Origin of the sequence: Lysobacter sp. ESA13C, assembly GCF_019970005.1 — a bacterium.
GTDB lineage: Bacteria > Pseudomonadota > Gammaproteobacteria > Xanthomonadales > Xanthomonadaceae > Lysobacter > Lysobacter antibioticus_B.
Genome location: NZ_JAHXYK010000001.1, coordinates 511,876 through 531,661, shown reverse-complemented (window position 1 = coordinate 531,661; position 19,786 = coordinate 511,876). Strand labels below are relative to the sequence as shown.

At 67.9% G+C, this 19,786-nt stretch carries 17 protein-coding genes; 8 read left to right on the top strand and 9 right to left on the bottom strand.

The genetic code is table 11. The features are described from left to right. The first annotated feature begins 45 nt into the window (after positions 1-45). The 3 genes from LC490_RS02445 (at position 46) to LC490_RS02435 (ending at position 3,177) form a co-directional block, all read left to right on the top strand. Positions 46-1,749 carry a M20/M25/M40 family metallo-hydrolase gene (locus tag LC490_RS02445; protein WP_223619175.1) on the top strand — a complete coding sequence of 568 codons (1,704 nt, stop codon included), beginning with the start codon at positions 46-48 and terminating at the stop codon, positions 1,747-1,749. 65 nt (positions 1,750-1,814) lie between these two features. Next, positions 1,815-2,513, top strand: coding sequence for an aspartate/glutamate racemase family protein (locus LC490_RS02440; protein ID WP_223619295.1), 699 nt, complete (start codon positions 1,815-1,817; stop codon positions 2,511-2,513). A gap of 91 nt (positions 2,514-2,604) precedes the next feature. After that, the gene (locus LC490_RS02435) at positions 2,605-3,177 is read left to right on the top strand and encodes a cytochrome c oxidase assembly factor Coa1 family protein (RefSeq protein ID WP_223619174.1); all 573 of its coding nucleotides are present in this window, start codon (positions 2,605-2,607) and stop codon (positions 3,175-3,177) included. On the opposite strand, the gene LC490_RS02430 is transcribed toward LC490_RS02435, so the two are convergent. Beyond that, positions 3,140-3,616: an Lrp/AsnC family transcriptional regulator gene (locus LC490_RS02430; RefSeq protein WP_031373986.1), complete on the bottom strand. Its 477-nt coding sequence runs from the start codon at positions 3,614-3,616 to the stop codon at positions 3,140-3,142. The genes LC490_RS02435 and LC490_RS02430 overlap by 38 nt on opposite strands. A 142-nt stretch (positions 3,617-3,758) precedes the next feature. Between LC490_RS02430 and phhA the strand changes: the two genes are divergently transcribed. Beyond that, positions 3,759-4,652 (top strand): phenylalanine 4-monooxygenase, encoded by an 894-nt coding sequence (phhA, locus tag LC490_RS02425; RefSeq protein WP_223619173.1) that lies wholly within the window; start codon positions 3,759-3,761, stop codon positions 4,650-4,652. 1,187 nt (positions 4,653-5,839) lie between these two features. Here phhA and LC490_RS02420 read toward each other — a convergent pair. The 3 genes from LC490_RS02420 to LC490_RS02410 all read right to left on the bottom strand — a co-directional run bounded on the left by LC490_RS02420 (position 5,840) and on the right by LC490_RS02410 (position 10,013). Then, positions 5,840-7,231 (bottom strand): FAD/NAD(P)-binding protein, encoded by a 1,392-nt coding sequence (locus LC490_RS02420; RefSeq protein WP_223619172.1) that lies wholly within the window; start codon positions 7,229-7,231, stop codon positions 5,840-5,842. Between the two features lie 537 nt (positions 7,232-7,768). Beyond that, positions 7,769-9,136 (bottom strand): alpha/beta hydrolase, encoded by a 1,368-nt coding sequence (locus tag LC490_RS02415; RefSeq protein WP_223619171.1) that lies wholly within the window; start codon positions 9,134-9,136, stop codon positions 7,769-7,771. Positions 9,137-9,299: 163 nt separating this feature from the next. Next, the gene (locus LC490_RS02410; RefSeq protein ID WP_223619170.1) at positions 9,300-10,013 is read right to left on the bottom strand and encodes a hypothetical protein; all 714 of its coding nucleotides are present in this window, start codon (positions 10,011-10,013) and stop codon (positions 9,300-9,302) included. A 160-nt stretch (positions 10,014-10,173) separates the two neighbouring features. On the opposite strand from LC490_RS02410, the gene LC490_RS02405 reads away from it, so the two are divergent. From LC490_RS02405 to sigJ, 4 genes are all read left to right on the top strand, one after another. Further along, entirely contained in the window at positions 10,174-11,280 is a 1,107-nt protein-coding gene (locus tag LC490_RS02405; RefSeq protein ID WP_223619169.1) for a histidine kinase, read from the top strand. After that, positions 11,277-11,912 (top strand): response regulator transcription factor, encoded by a 636-nt coding sequence (locus LC490_RS02400; RefSeq protein ID WP_031374168.1) that lies wholly within the window; start codon positions 11,277-11,279, stop codon positions 11,910-11,912. Before LC490_RS02405 ends, LC490_RS02400 begins: the two co-directional genes overlap by 4 nt. A 987-nt stretch (positions 11,913-12,899) precedes the next feature. After that, complete coding sequence (locus LC490_RS02395) at positions 12,900-13,331, top strand: carboxymuconolactone decarboxylase family protein (RefSeq protein ID WP_031374276.1); 432 nt, start codon at positions 12,900-12,902, stop codon at positions 13,329-13,331. Positions 13,332-13,410: 79 nt separating this feature from the next. Further along, complete coding sequence (sigJ, locus tag LC490_RS02390) at positions 13,411-14,298, top strand: RNA polymerase sigma factor SigJ (protein WP_223619168.1); 888 nt, start codon at positions 13,411-13,413, stop codon at positions 14,296-14,298. Between the two features lie 259 nt (positions 14,299-14,557). On the opposite strand, the gene LC490_RS02385 is transcribed toward sigJ, so the two are convergent. From LC490_RS02385 to LC490_RS02365, 5 genes are all read right to left on the bottom strand, one after another. Beyond that, positions 14,558-15,256, bottom strand: coding sequence for a YafY family protein (locus LC490_RS02385; protein ID WP_031374278.1), 699 nt, complete (start codon positions 15,254-15,256; stop codon positions 14,558-14,560). 76 nt (positions 15,257-15,332) lie between these two features. Then, positions 15,333-16,577, bottom strand: a complete 1,245-nt coding sequence (locus tag LC490_RS02380; protein WP_223619167.1) for an NIPSNAP family protein — start codon at positions 16,575-16,577, stop codon at positions 15,333-15,335. 23 nt (positions 16,578-16,600) lie between these two features. Continuing rightward, a complete protein-coding gene (locus LC490_RS02375; protein WP_223619166.1) occupies positions 16,601-17,200 on the bottom strand; it encodes a hypothetical protein in 600 nt (199 codons plus the stop codon). Between the two features lie 351 nt (positions 17,201-17,551). Continuing rightward, positions 17,552-19,006 (bottom strand): ATP-binding protein, encoded by a 1,455-nt coding sequence (locus tag LC490_RS02370; RefSeq protein WP_223619165.1) that lies wholly within the window; start codon positions 19,004-19,006, stop codon positions 17,552-17,554. Then, positions 19,003-19,668, bottom strand: coding sequence for a response regulator transcription factor (locus LC490_RS02365; protein WP_031374282.1), 666 nt, complete (start codon positions 19,666-19,668; stop codon positions 19,003-19,005). Before LC490_RS02365 ends, LC490_RS02370 begins: the two co-directional genes overlap by 4 nt. Between the last annotated feature and the right edge of the window lie 118 nt (positions 19,669-19,786).

The following is a 19,786-nucleotide window of genomic DNA, read 5'->3' as shown; positions in this document are numbered from 1 at the left end:
AGCCGTCCGTCGCGGGGTTCCGCGACCTCATCGCTTGGGGAATCGATGCGCTACTCGCCCTTCTGGTCCGTCGTCGGTCTTTGCCTGATCGCCACCCTCGCCGCCTGCCAGCGCGCCGCACCACCGCCGCCGGCACCGGACGGCTACGACGAAAGCGCCGGCGCCGACGCGCGCCGGATCGAATCGGACCTGCGCTTTCTCGCCGACGATCTGCTCGAAGGCCGCGAGGCCGGCACACGCGGTTACGACCTGGCGGCGCTGTATGTCGCCGAACGCCTGCGCGCGATCGGGCTGCGCCCGGCCGGCGACGACGGCCGCTACTTCCAACGCGTGCCGCTGCTGCGCGCGAAACGCGTCGACGACGGCGGCTCGCTGGTGATCCGCCGCGACGGTGCCGCCACCGCCCTGAAGTTCCGCGAGCAGTTCCTGCCGCAGCTCAATTTCGACCGTGGCGACGCGCGGGTGACCGCGGCGGCGGTGTTCGTCGGACAAGCGGTGCGTGCGCCGGAACTCAAGCAGGACGATTTCGCCGGCGTCGACCTGCGCGGCAAGATCGCGGTGCTGTTCCACGGCGCACCGCCGCGCTTCGATACCGACCGGCGCGCGTTCTACAGCTCGTTCCGGGAAAAATTCGCCGCGCTGGTCGAGCGCGGCGCGATCGGCGCGGTGATCGTGTCCACCGACGACGAAGAGAAGCGCCAGCCCTGGGCGCGCGGCGCCGAGAACTGGGCCCGCCCCGGCATGCGTCTGCGCGATGCCGACGGGCGCCCGCTCGATACCTTCCCGCAACTGCAGGTGATCGCCCAGGTCAGCGCGGCCAGCGCCGGCGCTTTGCTCGATGGCGGCGGCCATACTGCCGCGGCGCTGTTCCGCGATGCGCGCGAGGGCAAGCTGCGCGGCTTCGAGCTGCCGGGCACGATCGAATTGTCGGCGCAGACCCGCATCGAGCCGGCCGAATCGCGCAACGTGGTTGCGCTGTTGCCGGGCAGCGATGCCGCGCTCAAGCGCGAGCACGTGCTGTTCAGCGCCCACCTCGACCATATCGGCATCGGCGCGCCGGTGCACGGCGATGCGATCTACAACGGCGCGCTCGACAACGCCCTGGGCGTGGCGATCATGCTCGAAGCCGCGCAGCAGCTCGCGCGTTCGAAGACCCCGCCGAAGCGTTCGCTGCTGTTCGTCGCGGTGACCGCCGAAGAGAAAGGCCTGCTCGGCGCGGAATGGTATGCGCGGCATCCGACCGTGCCGCGCGACTCGCTGGTCGCCAACGTCAACATGGACATGCCGGTGCTGTTGGTGCCGACCCGCGACGTGGTGCCGATCGGGGTCGAGCATTCCAGCCTGCAGGCGGTGCTGGACCGGGCCGCGGACGAAGTCGGGGTAAGCCTGTCGCCGGATCCCTCGCCGCAGGAAAGCGTGTTCATCCGCAGCGACCAGTTCGCTTTCATCCGCGCCGGCGTGCCGGCGGTGTATCTGACCGGCGGGGTGAAGGCGCAGCAGTCCGGCGTCGATGCCGGCCAACACCAGCGCGATTTCCTGAGCGAGCGTTATCACCAACCCGGCGACGATACGAGCCAGCCGATCCAGTACGGCGATGCCGCGCGCCTGGCCCGGCTCAACGCGCGCATCGGCCAGTCGATCGCCGACGCGCCGCAGCGGCCGAGCTGGAACGCCGGCGATTTCTTCGGCGAGCGCTTCGGCAGCCTCGATGCGGGCGCATCGTCGACCGGCGCCGCGGCAACGCGCTGAGCGCCGCCGCGCGCGCCGAGGCCGCGCGAACGCATGGCTATACTGCGGCGATGAACCAAGTCGCGATGAAGACGCTGGGCCTGCTCGGCGGCATGAGCTGGGAATCGACCCTGCCGTATTACCGGCTGATCAACGAAACCGTACGCGAGCGCCTCGGCGGTCTGCACTCGGCCAAGCTGCTGCTGTACAGCGTCGATTTCGCCGAGGTCGAACGCCTGCAACACGCCGGCGACTGGGACGCGGCCGGCGTGCTGCTCGGCCAGGCCGCACGCTCGCTGCGCGACGGCGGCGCGCAGTTGCTGGTGATCTGCACCAACACCATGCACAAGGTCGCCGATGCGGTCGAAGCCGCCTCCGGCCTGCCGCTGCTGCACATCGCCGACCCGACCGGCGCGGCGATCCGCGCGGCGGGGTTGAGCCGGATCGGCCTGCTCGGCACGCGCTTCACCATGGAGCAGGATTTCTATCGCCAGCGTCTGGTCGAACGCCACGGCCTGGACGTGATCGTGCCCGACCCGGCCGGCCGCGAACTCGTCCACCGGGTGATCTACGAGGAGCTGTGCCTGGGACGTATTCGCGACGAGTCGCGGCAGGCCTATCGCGAGGTCATTGCCGGCCTGGTCGCGCGCGGCGCGCAGGGCGTGATCCTCGGCTGCACCGAGATCGGCCTGCTGATCGGCGCCGGCGATGTCGAGATCCCCTTGTTCGACACCACCGCCCTGCACGCGCGTGCGGCGGCACTGGCGGCGATCGAAGGCGCTTGAAGCAACGACGCGGCGCTCGTCCGGCGGCTCCGCTGGCCAGCAATACCATTCGCGGCGACACTGACCGCCGACCGACTCCGCGGAGCACGCCATGAACGACGATCGTCCCAACCCCGGCTGGTGGGGCCGCAATTGGAAGTGGGCGGTGCCGAGCGGTTGCCTGACCCTGATCCTGCTCGCCGGCCTGTTGCTGGTCGGCGTCATCGGCCTGGGCATCAAGGGCTTGTCGGGGGTGATGAAAGCCAGCGAACCGTACCGGCACGCCATCGCATTGGCCGAAGGCAATGCCGAGGTCGTGGCCGCACTCGGCACCCCGCTGCGCACCGGCAGCATGATCCAGGGCACGCTGAGCACCGAGAACGCGAGCGGCCATGCCGACCTGTCGGTGCCGCTGACCGGCCCCAAGGGCGAGGCCCGGCTCTACATCAAGGGCGAACGCGAGGCCGATCGCTGGACTTATTCGCTGATCGAAGTGGCGATCGAAGGCAGCGGGCAACGCATCGATCTGCTGAAAGACGAAGGCGCGCCCGCCAAGCCCGCACCGCCGGCCGCTCAACCCGAAGCGGACCCCCAGGACGATCCCGACGACGACCCGGAGGCCGCGCCCGCCGATAACGGCGACCTGGTCAGCGCGACGGCAACGGCAGGCCGCGGAAGGATTTGACTGTACGCAGCACCAGGCTGGAGTTGATGTCGGCGCCGCCGGCCTGGTTGAGCAGACGATCGAGCAGGAAGCGCGACAGATGCTCGAGGTCGCGCACGACGATCTGCAGCAGATAGTCCATGTCGCCGGTCAGCGCGTAACAGGCCACGACCTCGTCCCAGGTTTCGACGAACTCGGCGAAGGCCGCGACCGCTTCGCTGTCGTGGCGGCCCAGGCGCACCCGCACGAAGGCCTGCAGGCCCAGGCCGAGGCGCTCGGGATCGACCTCGGCGCGGTAGCCGGAGATCACCCCTTCGCGTTCCAGGCGCTGGACCCGGCGCAGGCAGGCCGAAGCCGACAGGTGTACGCGCTCGGCCAGCTCGGCGTTGGTGAGGCGGCCGTCGCGCTGCAGTTCGGCGAGCAGGACAATGTCGGTACGATCGAGTTCTACAGTGGCCACATTCAGCGCCCTCTTCGGTAATTACGCAATAATCTTGCGCCAACTAGGCTTTTACGCGCAACAACGCAAGCTTATTGCGCCGCAGCGCGGTTAAAGTCATCTGGTCCCCGACTGTCCGGGACGTTCCAGGAGCCCCACGGCCATGACCCCCGCCACCCCGCAGCGCGTCGAACACCAGCTCACCGACAAGGGCTACGTGCCGGTCTATACGACCGCCGTGATCGAGCAGCCGTGGGCGTCGTATTCGAGCCAGGACCATGCGGTGTGGGCGCAGTTGTTCGAGCGCCAGCAGCAGGTACTGGTCGGCCGGGCCAGCGACGAGTTCCTGACCGCGCAGCGGGCCATGCACATGAGCCCGCAGCAGATCCCGAAGTTCGAGGACCTCAACCGCGTGCTGCGTGCGCACACCGGCTGGGAGCTGATCGGCGTCGAGGGCCTGTTGCCGGAGCTGACCTTCTTCGACCACCTCGCCAACCGCCGTTTCCCGGTGACCTGGTGGATCCGCAAGCCCGAGCAGATCGATTACCTGGCCGAGCCGGACCTGTTTCACGACCTGTTCGGCCATGTGCCGCTGCTGATGAACCCGGTGTTCGCCGACTACATGGAGGCCTATGGCCGCGGCGGCGTCAAAGCGCACGGCATCAACCCCGAGGCGCTGGTCCATCTGACCCGGCTGTACTGGTACACGGTGGAATTCGGCCTGATCAAGCAGGCCGACGGCCTGCGCATCTACGGCAGCGGCATCGTCTCGTCGAAGAGCGAATCGATCCATTGCCTGGAGTCTCCCGCGCCCAACCGGATCGGCTTCGATCTGGAGCGGATCATGCGCACGCGTTACCGCATCGACACCTACCAGAAGACCTACTTCGTCATCGACAGCTTCGAGCAGTTGATGCGGGCGACCGAACCGGACTTCACCCCGATCTACGACCGCCTCGCCGCCCAGGACTCGATCCCGGCCGGCGACGTCCTCGCCACCGACACCGTGTTCCAGCGCGGCACCGGCGAGGGTTGGCTGGTCGACGGCGACGTGTGAGCGGGTAGCCGGGACGTGCCGCATGGCACGAAACTCAAAGGATAGGCGCGGCGTCCCACAGGGATTTCCTGCGGTCACAAGCCGCGACCGCGTCGTGTCGGTCTCGCTGCGTCAGCTCGAGTTTCCTGTAAGAGCGACGTGAGTCGCGACCACGGGACGCGCAAAGCCAACAAGGCAGATGTCACCCCTCGAAGCGGCGCACTTTCGCCAGGGTAGGAGCGGCGCAAGCCGCGACCGCGCTGTAACGGTCTCGCGGCGTCTCGTTGCCGCAAGATCAAGATCCAGATCAAACGCCAAAAGCTTCCGCCACTAAAGCGGCGGGTTACTTTCTTTTGTCATAAGCAACAAAAGAAAGCTAACCAAAGAAAAATGCTTTTCTTTGAATCAAGGGCCCGCGCGTTCGATGCCGACGCAGGGCTTTTTCATACGGGACATCCCTGTCCCGATGAAAAACGGTCCGCATCCATGCGGACCGCCCTCCGGGTCTTCTATTGCCTTCGCTAGTGCGTGACGGCGCACAGCAACGACAACAGCAAAACCGTTAGGGCAACGCCAACTCCTACTTAGCCGTTGCCGTGATTTTGATCTGCATTGCTGCTTTGCCGGTCAAGTGGAGACCCGGAGGGCGGCGCACAGGACGTGCGCCGTTTTCCGATAAGACAAGGATGTCTTATCGGAAAATCACGGCGCGGGCATCGCACTCGTGGCCTGTGCCCTTGCAAGGAAAGCCCTTTTCTTTGGTTAGCTTTGACCGAAGGGAATCCAGACGGACTTTTGGGCTTAGCAAAAGAAAGTAACCCGCCGCTTTAGTGGCGGAAGCTTTTGGCGTTTGATCTTGATCTTTCTTGATAGATGCGCGGCAAGACCCAGGTAGCGCGGTCGCGGCTTGCGCCGCTCCTACCCTGCGACAGCGCACCGCTTCGGTGGATGACTTCGGCATTGTTGTCTTTGCGCCTGCTTGCGACCGAAGGAAATCCAGTAGGGCCTCGTTCCTCCCCCTCGGAAGCAGGCCGCATCGATGAGCGACACCGGCGTTATCGCCTCTGCGTGTCCCTTGGTCGCGGCTCACGCCGCTCCTACAAAGGGCGGCGAGTACGTCGCGAGACCGAAGTGCGGCGGTCGCGACTCGCGTCGCTCCTACCCAAGAGCAGAGCACCCATCTAGCCGCAGCCATGCAGGAGCAGAGTTCAGCCGGCAACGGCCAACCGCTGTGCGCCCGCAGCACGCGCCGCCGCGGTCGCCGCAAGCAACTGCCCAGCCAACTCCCGCGCCGCGCTGCGCAACTCCGGCACTGCGGTGATTTCCCACAGCTGCGCCCGCAGCAAGGGCCCGATGGCGTACAGACCGCGCACCGCGCCGCCCTTGGCATCGAGCACTTCAAACCGATCCGATACCTTCAGCCCCAACCCCAGCGGATCGGCCGCGACCAGACCCGATTCGCGCAGATGCGCGACCAGCGGATGGGTGGTGCGTTCGACGTCGGTATCGAGCCCGGTGGCGCGGATCAGCACGTCGTAGCGCTCGCTGTGCAGGGCAGTGCCGCCGCGTTCGCGGATCAGGGTCTCGACCGCATCGTCGCCGCGCCGCGCGCGCAGCAAGCGGCCGGCACGTACTTGCAGCTGACCGCTTTCGCGCAGGGCCTGCAGTTGTTCGGCCAGTTGCGGCGCGATGCGGTGGCGCACGACTTCCCAGTACGAACGCAGGTGACGCAGGAAACTCGCGCGTTGCGGCAGCGGCACGCCGCGCCAGAAGTTCTGCAGATGCGGGCGCAAGGCATCGACCAAGCTGCGCCAGTCGTCCACCACCGGCGCCAGGGTGCGTAAGGCGCGCAAGACCTCGCGCGGTGCATGCGTGTGCAGCGCTAGCAGCACTGCCGGCGGCAAGGCGATCGGCGGCGGCGGGTAGTCACCATGCGCACGCGGCAGCAGGCCGTGCCGCGACAGGGCCACGATGGGGCCGCGATGGCCGCGACGTTGCAGAGTCGTCGTCACATCGGCCATGGTCAGGCCGGTGCCGACGATCAGCAATCGCGCATCCGGGGCGATCGCGTCGATCGCGCCGTCCTGCCACGGCCAGTTCAAATAACTGGGATGGATCGCCAGGCGCGGCCCGACCCCGGCCAAGGCTTGCGGCGGCAAGGCGCCGACCGCGAGCACGACCCGATCGCTGAGGAAATCGCTGCCATCGGCGAGGTGCACGCGAAAACCGGCCGAGGCGCGTTCGACCGCGATCGCTTCCTGGCGGATCTGGTTGAATGCCGCGGTGCTGCCGGCAACGGCGGTCTGCAGCTGCGCATGCAGGTATTCGCCGTAGGCCAGTCGCGGTAGATAACTGACCCGCGCACGGTCGCTGAGGTTGAGCCAGTCGGCGAAGGCGCCGGGTTGATCGGGCGTCGCACCGAGCTCGCTGGCGCGCACGTTGAGCAGATGTTCGGGCCGCGCTTCGCCGTAGGCCACGCCGCGGCTGTAACTGTCGGCTACGCCGATCAGGCACAGCTCCACGCCGGGCCCCGCCTGCCGCGCCAATTCGCTGGCGAGCGCACTGCCGCTGAAACCCGCTCCGACGATCGTGATCCGCATGAGGTGCTCCTGTCGCGAGACGATACCGAGGAGCTTCCGTTCTAGTGGATCGCCCGCGCCGATGCGTAAAGCGCGGGTTACCGTTGCGTAAAGGCGCGCGAACCATGTGGAACGTCGTCATGACGATCGGGTATGAGTGCGGACATCGAACTGCAATGGGGTTCGCAGCTTGGGTTCGATGGTTTCGCTTGTCTAACGTTGGGAGAAGTGAAGTCGAACCCTGCAGTCGTCGTTCCCGCGTAGACGGCTCCGCGCTACTTCGGCGGAGCCGAATACCCGGGGCTTTTATCGAGGCATGACGCTGAAGTCTCTGGGTCGCCGCCTTCCGCGGGGATGGCGACTGAAAGAGCCGTGGGAATACCTACCTACCGTCGTTCCCGCGTAGACGGGCTCTGCTTTACTTCGGCGGAGCCGAGTACCCCGGACTTCGCCGAAGCATGATTCTGAAGCCTCTGGATCACCGCCTTCGCGGTGATGACGGCGGAAGGGAACGCGGGAAGACCTAGCTTCCGTCGTTCCCGCCAAATCGGGCTCCCCTCACTTCGCCTCGGCGAGCACCTTCGCCTTGCCGTACGGCTGGCCGCCCAACTTGCCGTGCTTGATCCAGTCCAGCTGCATGGCGAAATAGCCTTCGGCGACGCGGGTGTGCTGGCGTTCGCCCTTGGCGTCGACGTCGAAATCGAGGATGCCGTGATCGGCCTGCGGAAACAGCATGCTGGTGATCGGACGGCCTTCGCCGGCCAATCCGATCAGGCGTTTCTGGGTTTCGTCGGACGGCGCTTCGACGTCGGAACCGCCCAGGATCCACAGCTCCGGCACGGGCAGGCTGCGCAGCACCGGCATCGGGTCGTAGTCCCAGCTCACGTCGACGTCTTGCTTGGCCAACTCGGCCAACACTTCGGCGCGGGTGTGGTTGATCACCAGCCCGGTGTACTCGCCCTTGAGCGCCTTCCACCACGGCTGCGCGGCGTACTTGGCGCGCACCGCATCGAGTTCCTTCCAGCCTCGCTGGCCGTCGCTGGAGGCGATCAGGCCGGTCGCATCCGACACTTCGCGCGCCTTGGCCAGGGTCTGGGCATCGCCGAAGCCGGCGGCGCGCAGGTCCATCGCGACTTGGTCGCGGTCTTCGGCCAGCACGCCGTCGGCGAGGCCGAAGCCGACCACGACGAACTCGGCCTGCGGTTCCTTGCTCGCCGCCAGCGGCGCGACCCAACCGCCCTGGCTGCCGCCCTGGAAGCCGGTGCGGCCGGCGCGCGGCCCGGCCAGACGCTTGGCTTCGCGCAACGCCGCGGCGGCGTCGTCGGAGAGTTGGTAGAAGTTCTGGTTGTACTTGCCGGTGGAACCGCCGGTGCCGCGCTTGTCGTAGACGAACACGCCGACGCCGTTGGCCGGGAACAGGTTCTGCAGGTGATACATGTCGACGCCGGAGTAGTTCTCCGAGCCGTGCACCAGCACCACCAGCGGCACCGGGCCTTCGCCGGGCGGCAACACCAGGCGGCCGCGCAGGTCGACGCCGTTGCCCTTGAAGCGGGTTTCGGTGACGTCGAATTTCAGCTTGCGTCCGTCATGGCCGGCGTAACGGATGCGGCCGTCGGCGCAATCGCCGAACGACACCGCCACACCGTCGGCCTGATCGGTCCAGCCGCGCGTGCTGGTCCAGGCGCCGTCCTTGTACACCAGCTTGCCGGTGCTGCCGTCGAGCAGGCGCCAGCGCAACACGCCGGCGGCGCTGGTGCGGGCGACATCGACCACGCGATCGTCGTCGAGCCGATAGGCGCCGGTGTGGCATTGCGCCTGCGCCGCGGCCGGGTCGGGCGCTTTGGCCGCGGGTTCGGCGGCGAGGGCGCTACCACTCGCCAACAGCGCGATCGGCAGGACGTGGCGGTACAGGACGGATCGGTTCATGAGCGTTGCCGTTTCGGTGAAGAGTGATGGTGAGATGCGCCGTTCGCTCTTTCGGTTGCAGGTCCCTCGGCGGCATTCGGCTCAACCGTCGACACTTTCTTTTTGCCGCGTGCTGTGATCGCCTCGCCCGCACTGCGATCCGGGCCACGGCGATGGCAAAACCTCATGCGATGCCGCGCGTCGCGTTCGTCGCGACCGCCGCCGCGGCCGGCTTCCAGCGCCGGTCGAACCAGACCTTGGCGCCGACTGCGACCACCAAGGGGCCGAACCAGGCCGCGTAGTGCAGGGCGACGCCGTCGATCGCCGGCAGCAGGCGCGGCAGGCCGATGCCGAGAAAGGCGACGTGGGTGGCGATGCCGTTGCCGAGCATCGCGGTGTAGTGCTCGATCAGCCACCAGCGCGGACGTTGCGCCAGACGGTCGCGACGCCAGCGTTTGTGCAGCAGGTCGGCGCCGATGAACAAGCCGATGCTGGAGAAGCCGCTCAACAGCGGCGCGCCGACCTTGAGGCCGAGCGCCAGGATCGCCGCACCCGACAGCAGCGACAGCGCGGCCAGGGCGACATAGACCGGGCCGGTGTAGCGCACGACGTCGCGCTTGTCGCGGATCGCCCGCCAACTGGTCCACACGCCGGTGGCGGTGATCACCAGCAGATAGCCCAGGAAAGCCGCGGTGATCGGCTGGCCGCCCTGCCACTTGTGCCACGCCATCGGCACGCCGGTGACGAGAATGCCGGTCATCGCGATCAGGAAGACCTGGCCGGCGCGCCGATGCAACGGGCTGCCTTTGCGGGCCAGGCCCGCGGTCCAGAAGCCGATCAGCGCCAGGCAGCCGATCGCGATGTGCAGGTATTTGATCCATTCGTAGGCCGATGCCATGGCGCTGTCTCCTCGCGTCCGGCGCGGTTACCGGGTGAGGCCATGGTGGTCGCGGGCGGCCGCGACAGCAGGGCCCAGGAGTCAGGACTTCACCCTGCCGGAAGTCACTTTCTGCGCCGCGGCCATTGCCACCGCACACGCCCACGCGCAGCATCCCGGCATGCCTGCCGCCCTGCGCGTGATCTTCCAAGCCATCAACCTGCCCGCCGTGCTGACCTGGCTGGCGGTGGCCCTGTCGCTGCGCCACGACGGCACCCGCGACCAAGTCGCACAGTGGGCGGCAATGGTCGGCTTCCTGCTGAGCTTTCTCGCCAGCGACCTGATCCCGTCCTCGCGCCCGCGCCGGAAGCTGGCGCTGTTCGCGGTCGAGACGCTGTGCGCGCTGGCAGTGTGCTGGCTCGCGCCCAAGGGCGGCACCTCGCCGGCCTTGCTGGTGGTGCTGATCGCCCACCTCGCCCTGGTCTATCCGCCGCGGCCGGTGTTGATCGTGGCGCTGCTGTTGAACCTGGCGCTGTACCTGATCATGCGCAATGCCGGGCACAGCGCGCCGCTGGTGGTGACTCTGATCTTCGCCGGCTTCCAGGGCTTCGCGGCGATGGTCGCCCACTACGCACGCAGCGCCGAACACACCCGCGACCAGCTCGCCCTGGTCAATGCCGACCTGCTCGCCACGCGGGCCTTGCTGGCCGACAGCGCGCGCGACGCCGAACGCCTGCGGGTGGCGCGCGAACTGCACGACGTCGCCGGCCACAAGCTCACCGCGATGATGTTGAACCTGCGCGCGCTCGCCGCCGAGCCCGACCTCGGCCAACGCTATGAAGTGCAGCTGGCGCAGCAACTGGCCGGCGAATTGCTCGGCGACATCCGCAACGTAGTCCAGGCGCTGCGCGACTCGCGCGGCCTCGACCTCGCCACCGCCCTGCGCGCCCTCGCCGCACCGATGCCGAGGCCGGCATTGGAGTTGGACATCGACGAGCGTATCCACCTGACCGACCCCGCGCTTGCCGAGACCTTGCTGCGGCTGGTCCAGGAAGCGCTGACCAACAGCGCGCGCCACGCCGATGCCGAACGCGTGTGGGTCTCGATCCAGCGCGACAGCGAGCACTTGCAGGTGCGCGTGGAAGACGACGGCCGAGTGCGCGGCACGCTGCGCGAAGGCAACGGCCTGGCCGGCATGCGCGAGCGCATCGTCGCCGCCGGCGGCAGCCTGAGCTTCGCCCGCAACGAGCGCGGCGCGATGCGCATCGACGCGAGGCTGCCGGGATGAGCGAACCCCTGCGCATCGCCCTTGCCGACGACCAGATGCTGGTGCGCGCCGGCTTGCGTGCCCTGCTCGAACGCCTGGGCCTGAGCATCGCCTTCGAGGCCGACGACGGCCAGGCCCTGCTCGACCGCCTTGCCGAGACCCCGGTCGACGTGATCCTCAGCGACATCCGCATGCCCGGCCTCGACGGCATCGACGCCCTGCTGCGCCTGCGCGCACGCGGCGACCGCACCCCGGTCCTGTTGCTGACCACCTTCGACGACAGCGAGCTGCTGCTGCGCGCCACCGAGGCCGGCGCGCAGGGCTTCCTGCTCAAGGACGCGGCCCCGGAAGACCTGCGCGATGCGATCGTGCGGGTCGCCGCCGGCGAAGTGCTGCTGCAACCGGTCAGCACCGAACCGGTCCGCGCGCGCTACCGCTACCACGCCGACGATGCCCCGCGCGCCTTATTCACCGAGCGCGAGGTGTCGGTATTGCGACTGATGGCCGGCGGCTACTCCAACAAGGAAATCGCCCGCGCCATGTTCCTGGCCGAGGGCACGGTGAAGAACTACGTCTCGGTGATCCTGGACAAACTCGACACCCGCGACCGCACCCGCGCCGTGCTGAAGGCGATCACGCTGCGGGTGATTTAGGGCCGGGATTAGGGATTGGGGAGTCGGGATTCGTAAAGCGGATTGCGGCGTTGCCTTGAAGAGGGCGGTGCGAGCCGCGACCGCCTGCGTTCGATTGCTATGGTCAGTGGCGATGGGCACCTGAGTTTCAGCGACGATTGCCGTTGCCGTTGCCGTTGCCGTTGCCGTTGCCGTTGCCGTTGCCGTTGCCGTTGCCGTTGCCGTGATGAGCTTGGCGCAGTACCGAGCTTGCGAGAACACCTGGAGACCCGGAGGGCGCCGCACAGGACGTGCGGCGTTTTCCGATAAGACAGGGACGTCTTATCGGAAAATCCCGGCGCGAGCTGCGTGCTCGCAGGGGAGCTTCGTCAAGGAAAGCCCTTTTCTTTGGTTAGCTTTCTTTTGGGCCAACAAAAGAAAGTAACCCGGCCGCGTCAGCGGACGGAAGCTCTGCACTTGCTTGAAGAACGAAGCACAGCGAATCCTTCCCTGTAGGAGCGGCGCAAGCCGCGACCACGCTGTGGCGATCTTGCGGCGCCTCGCTCAAGCAAGATCAATATCTAGATCAAACGCCAAAAGCTTCCGCCACTAAAGCGGCGGGTTACTTTCTTTTGTCTAAAGCAACAAAAGAAAGGTAACCAAAGAAAAATGCTTTCTTTTGAATCACAGGCCCGCACGTTCGGTGCATACGCGGGGCTTTTTCATACGGGACATCCCTGTCCCGATGAAAAACGGCGCGCATCCCTGCGCGCCGCCCTCCGGGTCTCCAAGCGCTCTCGCGAGATCGATACGCCGCCGAGCTCCTCAAGCCAAGAGCAAGCAAGGTCTCCCGCTTGCTCGATACATACGACACCGGGAGCCCCGCAGTCGCCGCCTAATGACCGCAGGAAACCGGACAAGACACTGGTCCCACAGGCCCCGCGAAACTTTTCAGCTGGGATGTCACACGGTGACACCCTGGATCGTCGAACCGGTATAAGCCACTCAATCCCCACCGGAGAACGCCCCATGAGCACCACCGCCCCGATCAAGTACGAACGCGAGATTCCCGAGATCCTGGCCCAGCTCGGCCAAGTCGAGGCCGCCGTCGCCGGCCTGGGCCTGGCCAAGCCGATCTATCACCTGATCAAGCTGCGCGCCTCGCAGATCAACGGCTGCGCCTTCTGCGTCAAGATGCATCTGCGCGAGGCCCGCGCCGACGGCGAAAGCAACGATCGCCTCGACCGCCTGGTGGTCTGGCGCCACGTCGCCGACTTCAGCGCCGCCGAGCGCGCCGCCCTGGCCTGGACCGAAGCCCTGACCACGCTCGACGAGCGCACCGACTACGGCGCGTTGCGCGAAGCCCTGCGCGAGCATTACAGCGAGCAGCTGATCGGCGCGATTTCCGCGGCGGTGGCGATGATCAATCTGTGGAACCGGTTGCAGGTGTCCAAGCACTGAAGGCCGCGATCCCGCGCATACTCGCCACCCCCATCGCCGCAAGACGCGGGCGGGCAGCGCCCGCCCCACGAACCGACTCATGAACGCTTCCGACGACTCCCAACTGTTCGCGCAATCGGCGCCGATGCTGATCGGTCTGGCCTATCGCATCCTCGGCTCGCGCGCCGACGCCGAAGACGCGGTCCAGGACACCTTCCTGAAATGGCAGGACGCCGACCGCAGCGGCATCGACAACCCCGGCGCCTGGCTGACCACCGCCTGCACCCGTCGCTGCATCGACCTGCTGCGTTCGGCCCACCGCACCCGCGTCGACTACATCGGCTCCTGGCTGCCCGAGCCGATCCAGACCGCCGCGGCCGAGCGTCCCGACGAACAGCTGTCGCTGGCCTCGTCGCTGTCGACCGCGTTCCTGCTGTTGCTCGAACGGTTGACCCCGAAGGAGCGTGCGGCCTATCTGCTGTACGAGATCTTCGAGCAGTCCTACGCCGACGTCGCCCGCACCCTCGAGATCGAGGAGGCCGCCTGCCGCAAGCTGGTGCAGCGCGCGCGCGCCAACGTCGAACAGGAGAAAGTCCGCCACGTCACCCCGGCCGAGCAGCAGGACCAGTTGCTGGCCGCGTTCGAGACCGCATTGACCGAGGGTCGCACCGCGCCCCTGGCAGCCTTGCTGTCCGAACAGATCACCTTGCGCGCCGACGGCGGCGGCAAGGTCACCGCTGCGGCCGAAGCCTTGCATGGCCACGACGCGGTGCTGGGTTTCATCGAACGCATCCTGCACCCGGCCTGCCGCAACGACCGCTGGACCTTCGTCGACCTCAACGGCTCGCGTGGCGTGATCCTCGAACGCGAGGGCCGCATCGAAGCGGCGGTGAGCTTCGGCTACGACGAAGACGACCGCCTGCGCGACATCTTCATCATGCGCAACCCCGACAAGCTGGCGCGGTTGGAGGCGGTGAAGATTCGTTGAGGGTTCGGGAATCGGGAATCGGGAATCGGGAATCGGGAATCGGGAATCGGGAATCGGGAATCGGGAACAGCAAATCCCCCCTGCCCCCCTTTTTCAAAGGGGGGATGCCCGTCGGCCTCGACGAATCGCTATACCCTCGATGACCTAGCCAGCTTGTCCGGCTGAAGCCACGGGTTGCTCCCTCAACAAAGCCGCGTGCTGTTCCCCCCTTTGAAAAAGGGGGCAGGGGGATTTGCTCTAGCTCCGCACGGCGATCCCATCACCCCGAATCCGTCGCCGCGACGCCGACCGAGCGTAGATAGGCGTCCAGGCCGCGTTCGCGGGTGTCGACGAAACTCTCGCCGGTGGCTGCGTATTCGACGATGCGGTCCGGGCGGAAGCTGCGGAAATCGGTGCGCAAGCGGCACCAGGCGCCCAAGGTCCAACTGCCGCCCCAGAACGACAGACACAGCGGTTCGATCTCGCGCGCGCTGGCACGCGCCTCGCCGTCGCGGTAGACCACGCGCAGCACACGTTGTTCGAGCACCGCGCCGTGCAGGGCGTCGATCAGGCCGCTGGCCTCGATGCGGTTATCCAGCTGCGGGGCGAAGATGCGGGTGCGGGCGCTGCGGGCGCGCAGTTCCGGCGGCAGCACCGCTTCGATCTTGAGCAAGGCGGCGGTCGCGCCGCGGCCGAGGCGCTCGCCGCCGAAGGCGCGCACGAAACGCGTGCCGACCACCAGGGCTTCGAGCTCGTCGGGATTGAACATCAGCGGCGGGATGTCCGCGCCCTTGCGCAGCAGATAGCCGACCCCGGCCTCGCCCTCGATCGGCACGCCGGAGCGCTGCAGGTCGGCGACGTCGCGGTAGACCGTGCGCAGCGACACTTCCAAGGTCTGCGCCAGTTGCTGGGCGGTGATCGCATGGCGGCGTCCGCGCAGGGCATGGATCAGCAGGAACAGGCGGTCGGCGCGGCGCATCCGGCATGATCCCGCGCCGCCGCGCCGGGCTCAAGCGGCGGCGCGGGGTTCGCGGTTCGTCCGTCGCTGCCGGCGTTCATGCCCGCAGCTCCGAACGCGCGGTAGGCGCCAGCCGCAGCAGCTGCGGCGCCCGCCTGAGGTCGCCGAGCATCGCGTCGGCCAGCAGCGCGCGCCAACGCGGGTCGCCGTCCAGGGCGGCGAAGTGAGCGCGCTGCGCGGCTTCGTCGGCATAACCGGCGAACCAGACCAGCACTCGCTCGCCCTCGCGCACCGGCAGGCGTGGGTAACCGTTCGGCGACGGGTCGCTGACATAGGTCGCGAGCAATTCGGCGCCGCCGGCGCCGAGCAAGGGCACGAAGCGCTGCTCGAACAGCTCGCCGAAGCCGTCCTCGGCCGGCGCGCCCAGTTCGCAGATGCCGATTACGACCACGCCCTCGCCGCGCGCGGTGCTGCCTGCCGGCGCGCGGGCACTCGGCGCAACCGCGAACCCCGAGCCCGGCCGCAACGGCCGCATCATCAGCACGTCGTCGTTGTCGAGCAGGGTCGCGTTGGCCGCCTCGCGATGGCGCTTCCAGATCGGCCCGCCGTAGAAAGCGTCGAGCGAAGCGGCCCGCAAGGCGTGATTGGGAAAGCCGCGCACCCAGGTGTAGCGGTCGGTCTGGTCGAGGTCGCGGAACTGCGCGATGACGTGCATGCCCACCGCCTCCTGCGATTCGACGAACTCGCGCTCGAACAGCTCAATCAGATCGTCGCGACGGCCCGGCTGCATCCGGTATTGGCGCAGCTCGATCACCGCGTCCTCGTGCAGCAGGCGGCCGTGCTCGTCGCTGCGGTGCATCCACATATGCCAGTTGGTTTCCCAGCTGGCGCCGCCGTCGACCGAGAATTCCTGGTGCCAATGCGCGGTGTTGGCGCTGATGTCGCTCCACACGAACTTGGCCAACACCGGCCGGCCTTCGTGTTCGAGTTCGCCATAGAACACGCCGACCCCGTTCTCGTAGCCGCCGACCACCGGCGGTTCGAGCACGCCGTCGTGGCTGCCGGCCCAATAGATGCTCCATTGCCGGCGTTCCAGGTTGAACAGGCGCAGGGTCATGCCCTGGAAGCCGTCCTCGGCGCCGGGACGGCCCCAGTCGGAGACGAAGGCGTCGACATTGCCGAGCCCGCCGAGCACCGGCGCGCAGGTCTGGGTGGCCAGAAAGATCTGCCAATCGTCGGAGCCGGCCAGACGCTCGCGCAGGCGTTCGTTGTGGACCTGCCAACGGCCGTGCAGGAAATCGAAGTCGTGGCGGCCGTCGCCGGCCGTGCTCGTATCGTTCATCGCTCGAACCCTCGAAAGAAAACTCAAGCCTGCCGCGTCATCCACATGACCCAGTTGGTTTCCCAGGTGCGGCCCTCGTCGGCCGACAAGGCCTGCTCCCAGCGCACGCTGTCGGCGGTGATCTCCGACCAGGTCGCGCGCGAGGGCAGCATCCGGCCTTCGTGTGCCTCCAGTCCATGGAACACGCCGATGCCGTCGCGGAAGCCGCCGCTCAGCGGCGCTTCCAGCACACCGTCGCGGTCGCTGGCCCAGTACACCTGCCATAGCTTGGTCGCCGGCTGGTACAGGCGCAGGGCGAAGCCTTCGATGCCGCCGCCCCAGGCGGTGAGGTAGCGGTCGACGCTGCCTAGCCCGCCCAGGATGGGCCGGCATTCGTCGGTGGCGTCGAACTCGATCCAGTCGTCGCTGCCGACCAGGCGCTTGGCCAGACGTCGGTTCTTGACCTGCCAACGGCCGTGATAGAAGTCGAAATCGTGGCGGCCATCGTGGTCGGGCGCGGTCGGGCCGCCGCCGGCGGGCGCCGTCGCGGCCTCGGCGAACGGCGTCGCCTGCAGCACCGAACTCATCGCCGCGAGCTGCGCGCTCGCCCCCAACTGCAGGATCAATCGTCGTTGCCGGTCCATCTCGCGCTTCCCCCGTGGCCGCGTCGGGCCAGGCCGTGCCGATCGCACGCCGTCACTGTGCGCGGGGGCTGCTGCCAGCCTGCTGTCAGCAGGGCGGGGGGAAGGGCGAAAGCGCAAGCAAGGGCAAATCCCCCCTGCCCGCCTTTTTCAAAGGGGGGAATCCTTCGGGAGTGTTTCGATCGGATCGGGCGGATCACACGAGCCGATCAGCACGCCTTGAATCGACCGCGCTTGCGAATCAACCAGGAACCGCTATTCCAGCACTCCGAGTTCCCCCCTTTGGAAAAGGGGGGCCAGGGGGGATTTGCTGTTGCTGTTGCTGTTGCCGTTGCTCCGGCCCCAACAGCCCCCTCAACCCACCGGGGCCGCCGGAAACACCACCCGCACTTCGAAGCCGCGGCCAGGGCCGCGCGGGTCGTCGGCGGCGCGCTCCAGGCCTTCGCCGCATTCGATGCGGGCGCCGTGGGTCTGGGCGATGCGGGCGACCAGCGACAGGCCGATGCCGCTGCCGCCATCCGGGCTGCCCGGGGCGCGGTAGAAGCGGTCGAAGATGCGTTGGCAATCGTCGACTGCGACCCCGGGGCCGTTGTCGGCGACGCACAGCGCCACCGCGCCGTCGCCATCGGCGTGGCAGGACACTGCGATGGTGCCGTCGGCGCCGGCATGGCGCACCGCGTTGTCGATCAGATTGCGCAGCAGGATGCCGAGCTGGTCGACGTCGCCGAGCAAACGGGTCGGCTCGGCGCGCAGGCTGATGCGTTGGCGGCGTTCGCGGGCCAGGGTCTCGAAGTCGCGGATCACCAGCACGATCAGGTCGGACAGGTCCAAGGGCGCCAGCCGCACCGATTCCTCGCCGGCATCGAGCCGGGCCAGGTCGAGCAGTTGTTCGGACAGGCGCGCACTGCGCTGCACGCCGGCGCGCAAGCGCAGCAACGCGGCGTTCTTTTCTTCCAGGGTGTCGGCGCGCAGGGCCAACTCGGCATGGGTGCTCAGCACCGCCAACGGCGTGCGCAGTTCGTGGGCGGCGTCGGCGATGAAGCGGCGCTCGTGCTGGACCGCGGTGTCGACGCGTTCGAGCTGGCTGTTGAAGGCGTCGACCAGGGGCCGGAATTCGTTCGGCAATTCGGCGCTCGGCAGCGGCGTCAGGTCGAGCGGCGGGCGCTGGCGCAAGGTGTCGCGCAAGGTCGTCAGCGGCCGCAGCGAGCGGCCGATCACCATCCACATCGCCAGGCCGAACACCACCAGGATCAGCGCCGCGGCCAACAGGCTGCCGAGGATCCAGCCCTGCAGTTCCTGGATCGCCATCTGCTTGGTGCGGCCGACCTGCACCACCAGGCCGCGCTGGCGGTCGGTGAGGCTGTAGACCTGCCAGCGCTCGCCATGGATCTCGCGGCGGGCGAAGCCGTCGCGGAAGTCCGGCTTCAACGGTTCCAGCGGCGCGGCCGCCGAATACACCACGTTGCGGCCCTGCGCCCACACCTGGAAGCTCATCTTGCGATCGGCGGCGACCGGCACGGTGACGCGCTTGGGATCGCGCGAGGGCAAGCGCTCCAAGCCTTCCGGCATCGACGCCAGCACCTGCTCGGCGATCTCGCGCAGCGAGTTGTCGAGAAAGCCGGTGTGTTCGCGGCCGAGCTGCCAGATCTGGCAGCCCATCCATACGAACCAGGCCAGCAGCACGCTCTTGATCAGGACGAAGGTCAGCCGCCAGCGCAACGAGCGCGTGCCGCGGCAACGTTTGTCGGCGACCGCCGCGGGCGCGGCCGGCGCAGGCTTAGCGGGTGCAGGCGCAGCGGGCGCGCTCATGCCGCCCCCGCGCCGACGCGATAGCCGTAGCCGTGCACGGTCACGATCAGGTGTTCGCCGAGCTTGCGCCGCAGCTGGTGCACGTACACCGCGATGGTGTTGCTTTCGATGGTGCCGGAGCTGCCGTACACGGCTTCCTCGAGTTGCTCGCGGGTGACCACCCGGCCCTGGCGTTCGAGCAACAGCATCAGGGTGCGGAACTCGTGCCCGCTCAGCGCGACCGGCTCGCCGTCGCGGGTGACCAGGCGCCGCGCCGGGTCGAGCACCACCGTGCCGCAGCTCAGCACCGGCGAGACCCGGCCCTGGCTGCGCCGCATCACCGCGCGCAGACGCGCACACAACTCGTCGAGCTGGAAAGGTTTGACGATGTAGTCGTCGGCGCCGGCATCGAGCCCGGCGATGCGTTCGCTGAGCTTGTCGCGCGCGGTCACGATCAACACCGGGGTGGCGTCGTAACGGCCGCGCAGGGTCGCCAGCACGCCCAGGCCGCTGCCGCCGGGCAGGCCGAGATCGAGCAGGACCGCGTCGAAGTCGTGATCGACCAGGGCGGTCTTCGCCAAGGGCGCATCGGCGACCCAATCGACGCGCCAACCGTCGTGTATCAGGCCTGCGCGCACCGCCTCGGCGAGCATCGCGTCGTCTTCCACCAGCAGGATGTTCATGCCTCGCCTTGCGTCACCTTGTCGCATCGCCGGCCGCACAGTGCGCCGGCACGATTAAAAACTTCTTAAAAGCGGGCGCGCAGGATGCGCTGCATCCCGTGCATCCCGGTCAGGAGCC

Excerpts from the sequence above, each read along its gene's own strand:
- LC490_RS02385 (WP_031374278.1), bottom strand. The coding sequence starts at position 15,256 with ATGCGCCGCGCCGACCGCCTGTTCCTGCTGATCCATGCCCTGCGCGGA.
- LC490_RS02420 (WP_223619172.1), bottom strand. The coding sequence starts at position 7,231 with ATGCGGATCACGATCGTCGGAGCGGGTTTCAGCGGCAGTGCGCTCGCC.
- sigJ (WP_223619168.1), top strand. The coding sequence starts at position 13,411 with ATGAACGCTTCCGACGACTCCCAACTGTTCGCGCAATCGGCGCCGATG.
- LC490_RS02370 (WP_223619165.1), bottom strand. The coding sequence starts at position 19,006 with ATGAGCGCGCCCGCTGCGCCTGCACCCGCTAAGCCTGCGCCGGCCGCG.
- LC490_RS02440 (WP_223619295.1), top strand. The coding sequence starts at position 1,815 with ATGAAGACGCTGGGCCTGCTCGGCGGCATGAGCTGGGAATCGACCCTG.
- LC490_RS02415 (WP_223619171.1), bottom strand. The coding sequence starts at position 9,136 with ATGAACCGATCCGTCCTGTACCGCCACGTCCTGCCGATCGCGCTGTTG.
- phhA (WP_223619173.1), top strand. The coding sequence starts at position 3,759 with ATGACCCCCGCCACCCCGCAGCGCGTCGAACACCAGCTCACCGACAAG.
- LC490_RS02435 (WP_223619174.1), top strand. The coding sequence starts at position 2,605 with ATGAACGACGATCGTCCCAACCCCGGCTGGTGGGGCCGCAATTGGAAG.
- LC490_RS02405 (WP_223619169.1), top strand. The coding sequence starts at position 10,174 with ATGCCTGCCGCCCTGCGCGTGATCTTCCAAGCCATCAACCTGCCCGCC.
- LC490_RS02395 (WP_031374276.1), top strand. The coding sequence starts at position 12,900 with ATGAGCACCACCGCCCCGATCAAGTACGAACGCGAGATTCCCGAGATC.
- LC490_RS02400 (WP_031374168.1), top strand. The coding sequence starts at position 11,277 with ATGAGCGAACCCCTGCGCATCGCCCTTGCCGACGACCAGATGCTGGTG.
- LC490_RS02410 (WP_223619170.1), bottom strand. The coding sequence starts at position 10,013 with ATGGCATCGGCCTACGAATGGATCAAATACCTGCACATCGCGATCGGC.
- LC490_RS02380 (WP_223619167.1), bottom strand. The coding sequence starts at position 16,577 with ATGAACGATACGAGCACGGCCGGCGACGGCCGCCACGACTTCGATTTC.
- LC490_RS02365 (WP_031374282.1), bottom strand. The coding sequence starts at position 19,668 with ATGAACATCCTGCTGGTGGAAGACGACGCGATGCTCGCCGAGGCGGTG.
- LC490_RS02445 (WP_223619175.1), top strand. The coding sequence starts at position 46 with ATGCGCTACTCGCCCTTCTGGTCCGTCGTCGGTCTTTGCCTGATCGCC.
- LC490_RS02375 (WP_223619166.1), bottom strand. The coding sequence starts at position 17,200 with ATGGACCGGCAACGACGATTGATCCTGCAGTTGGGGGCGAGCGCGCAG.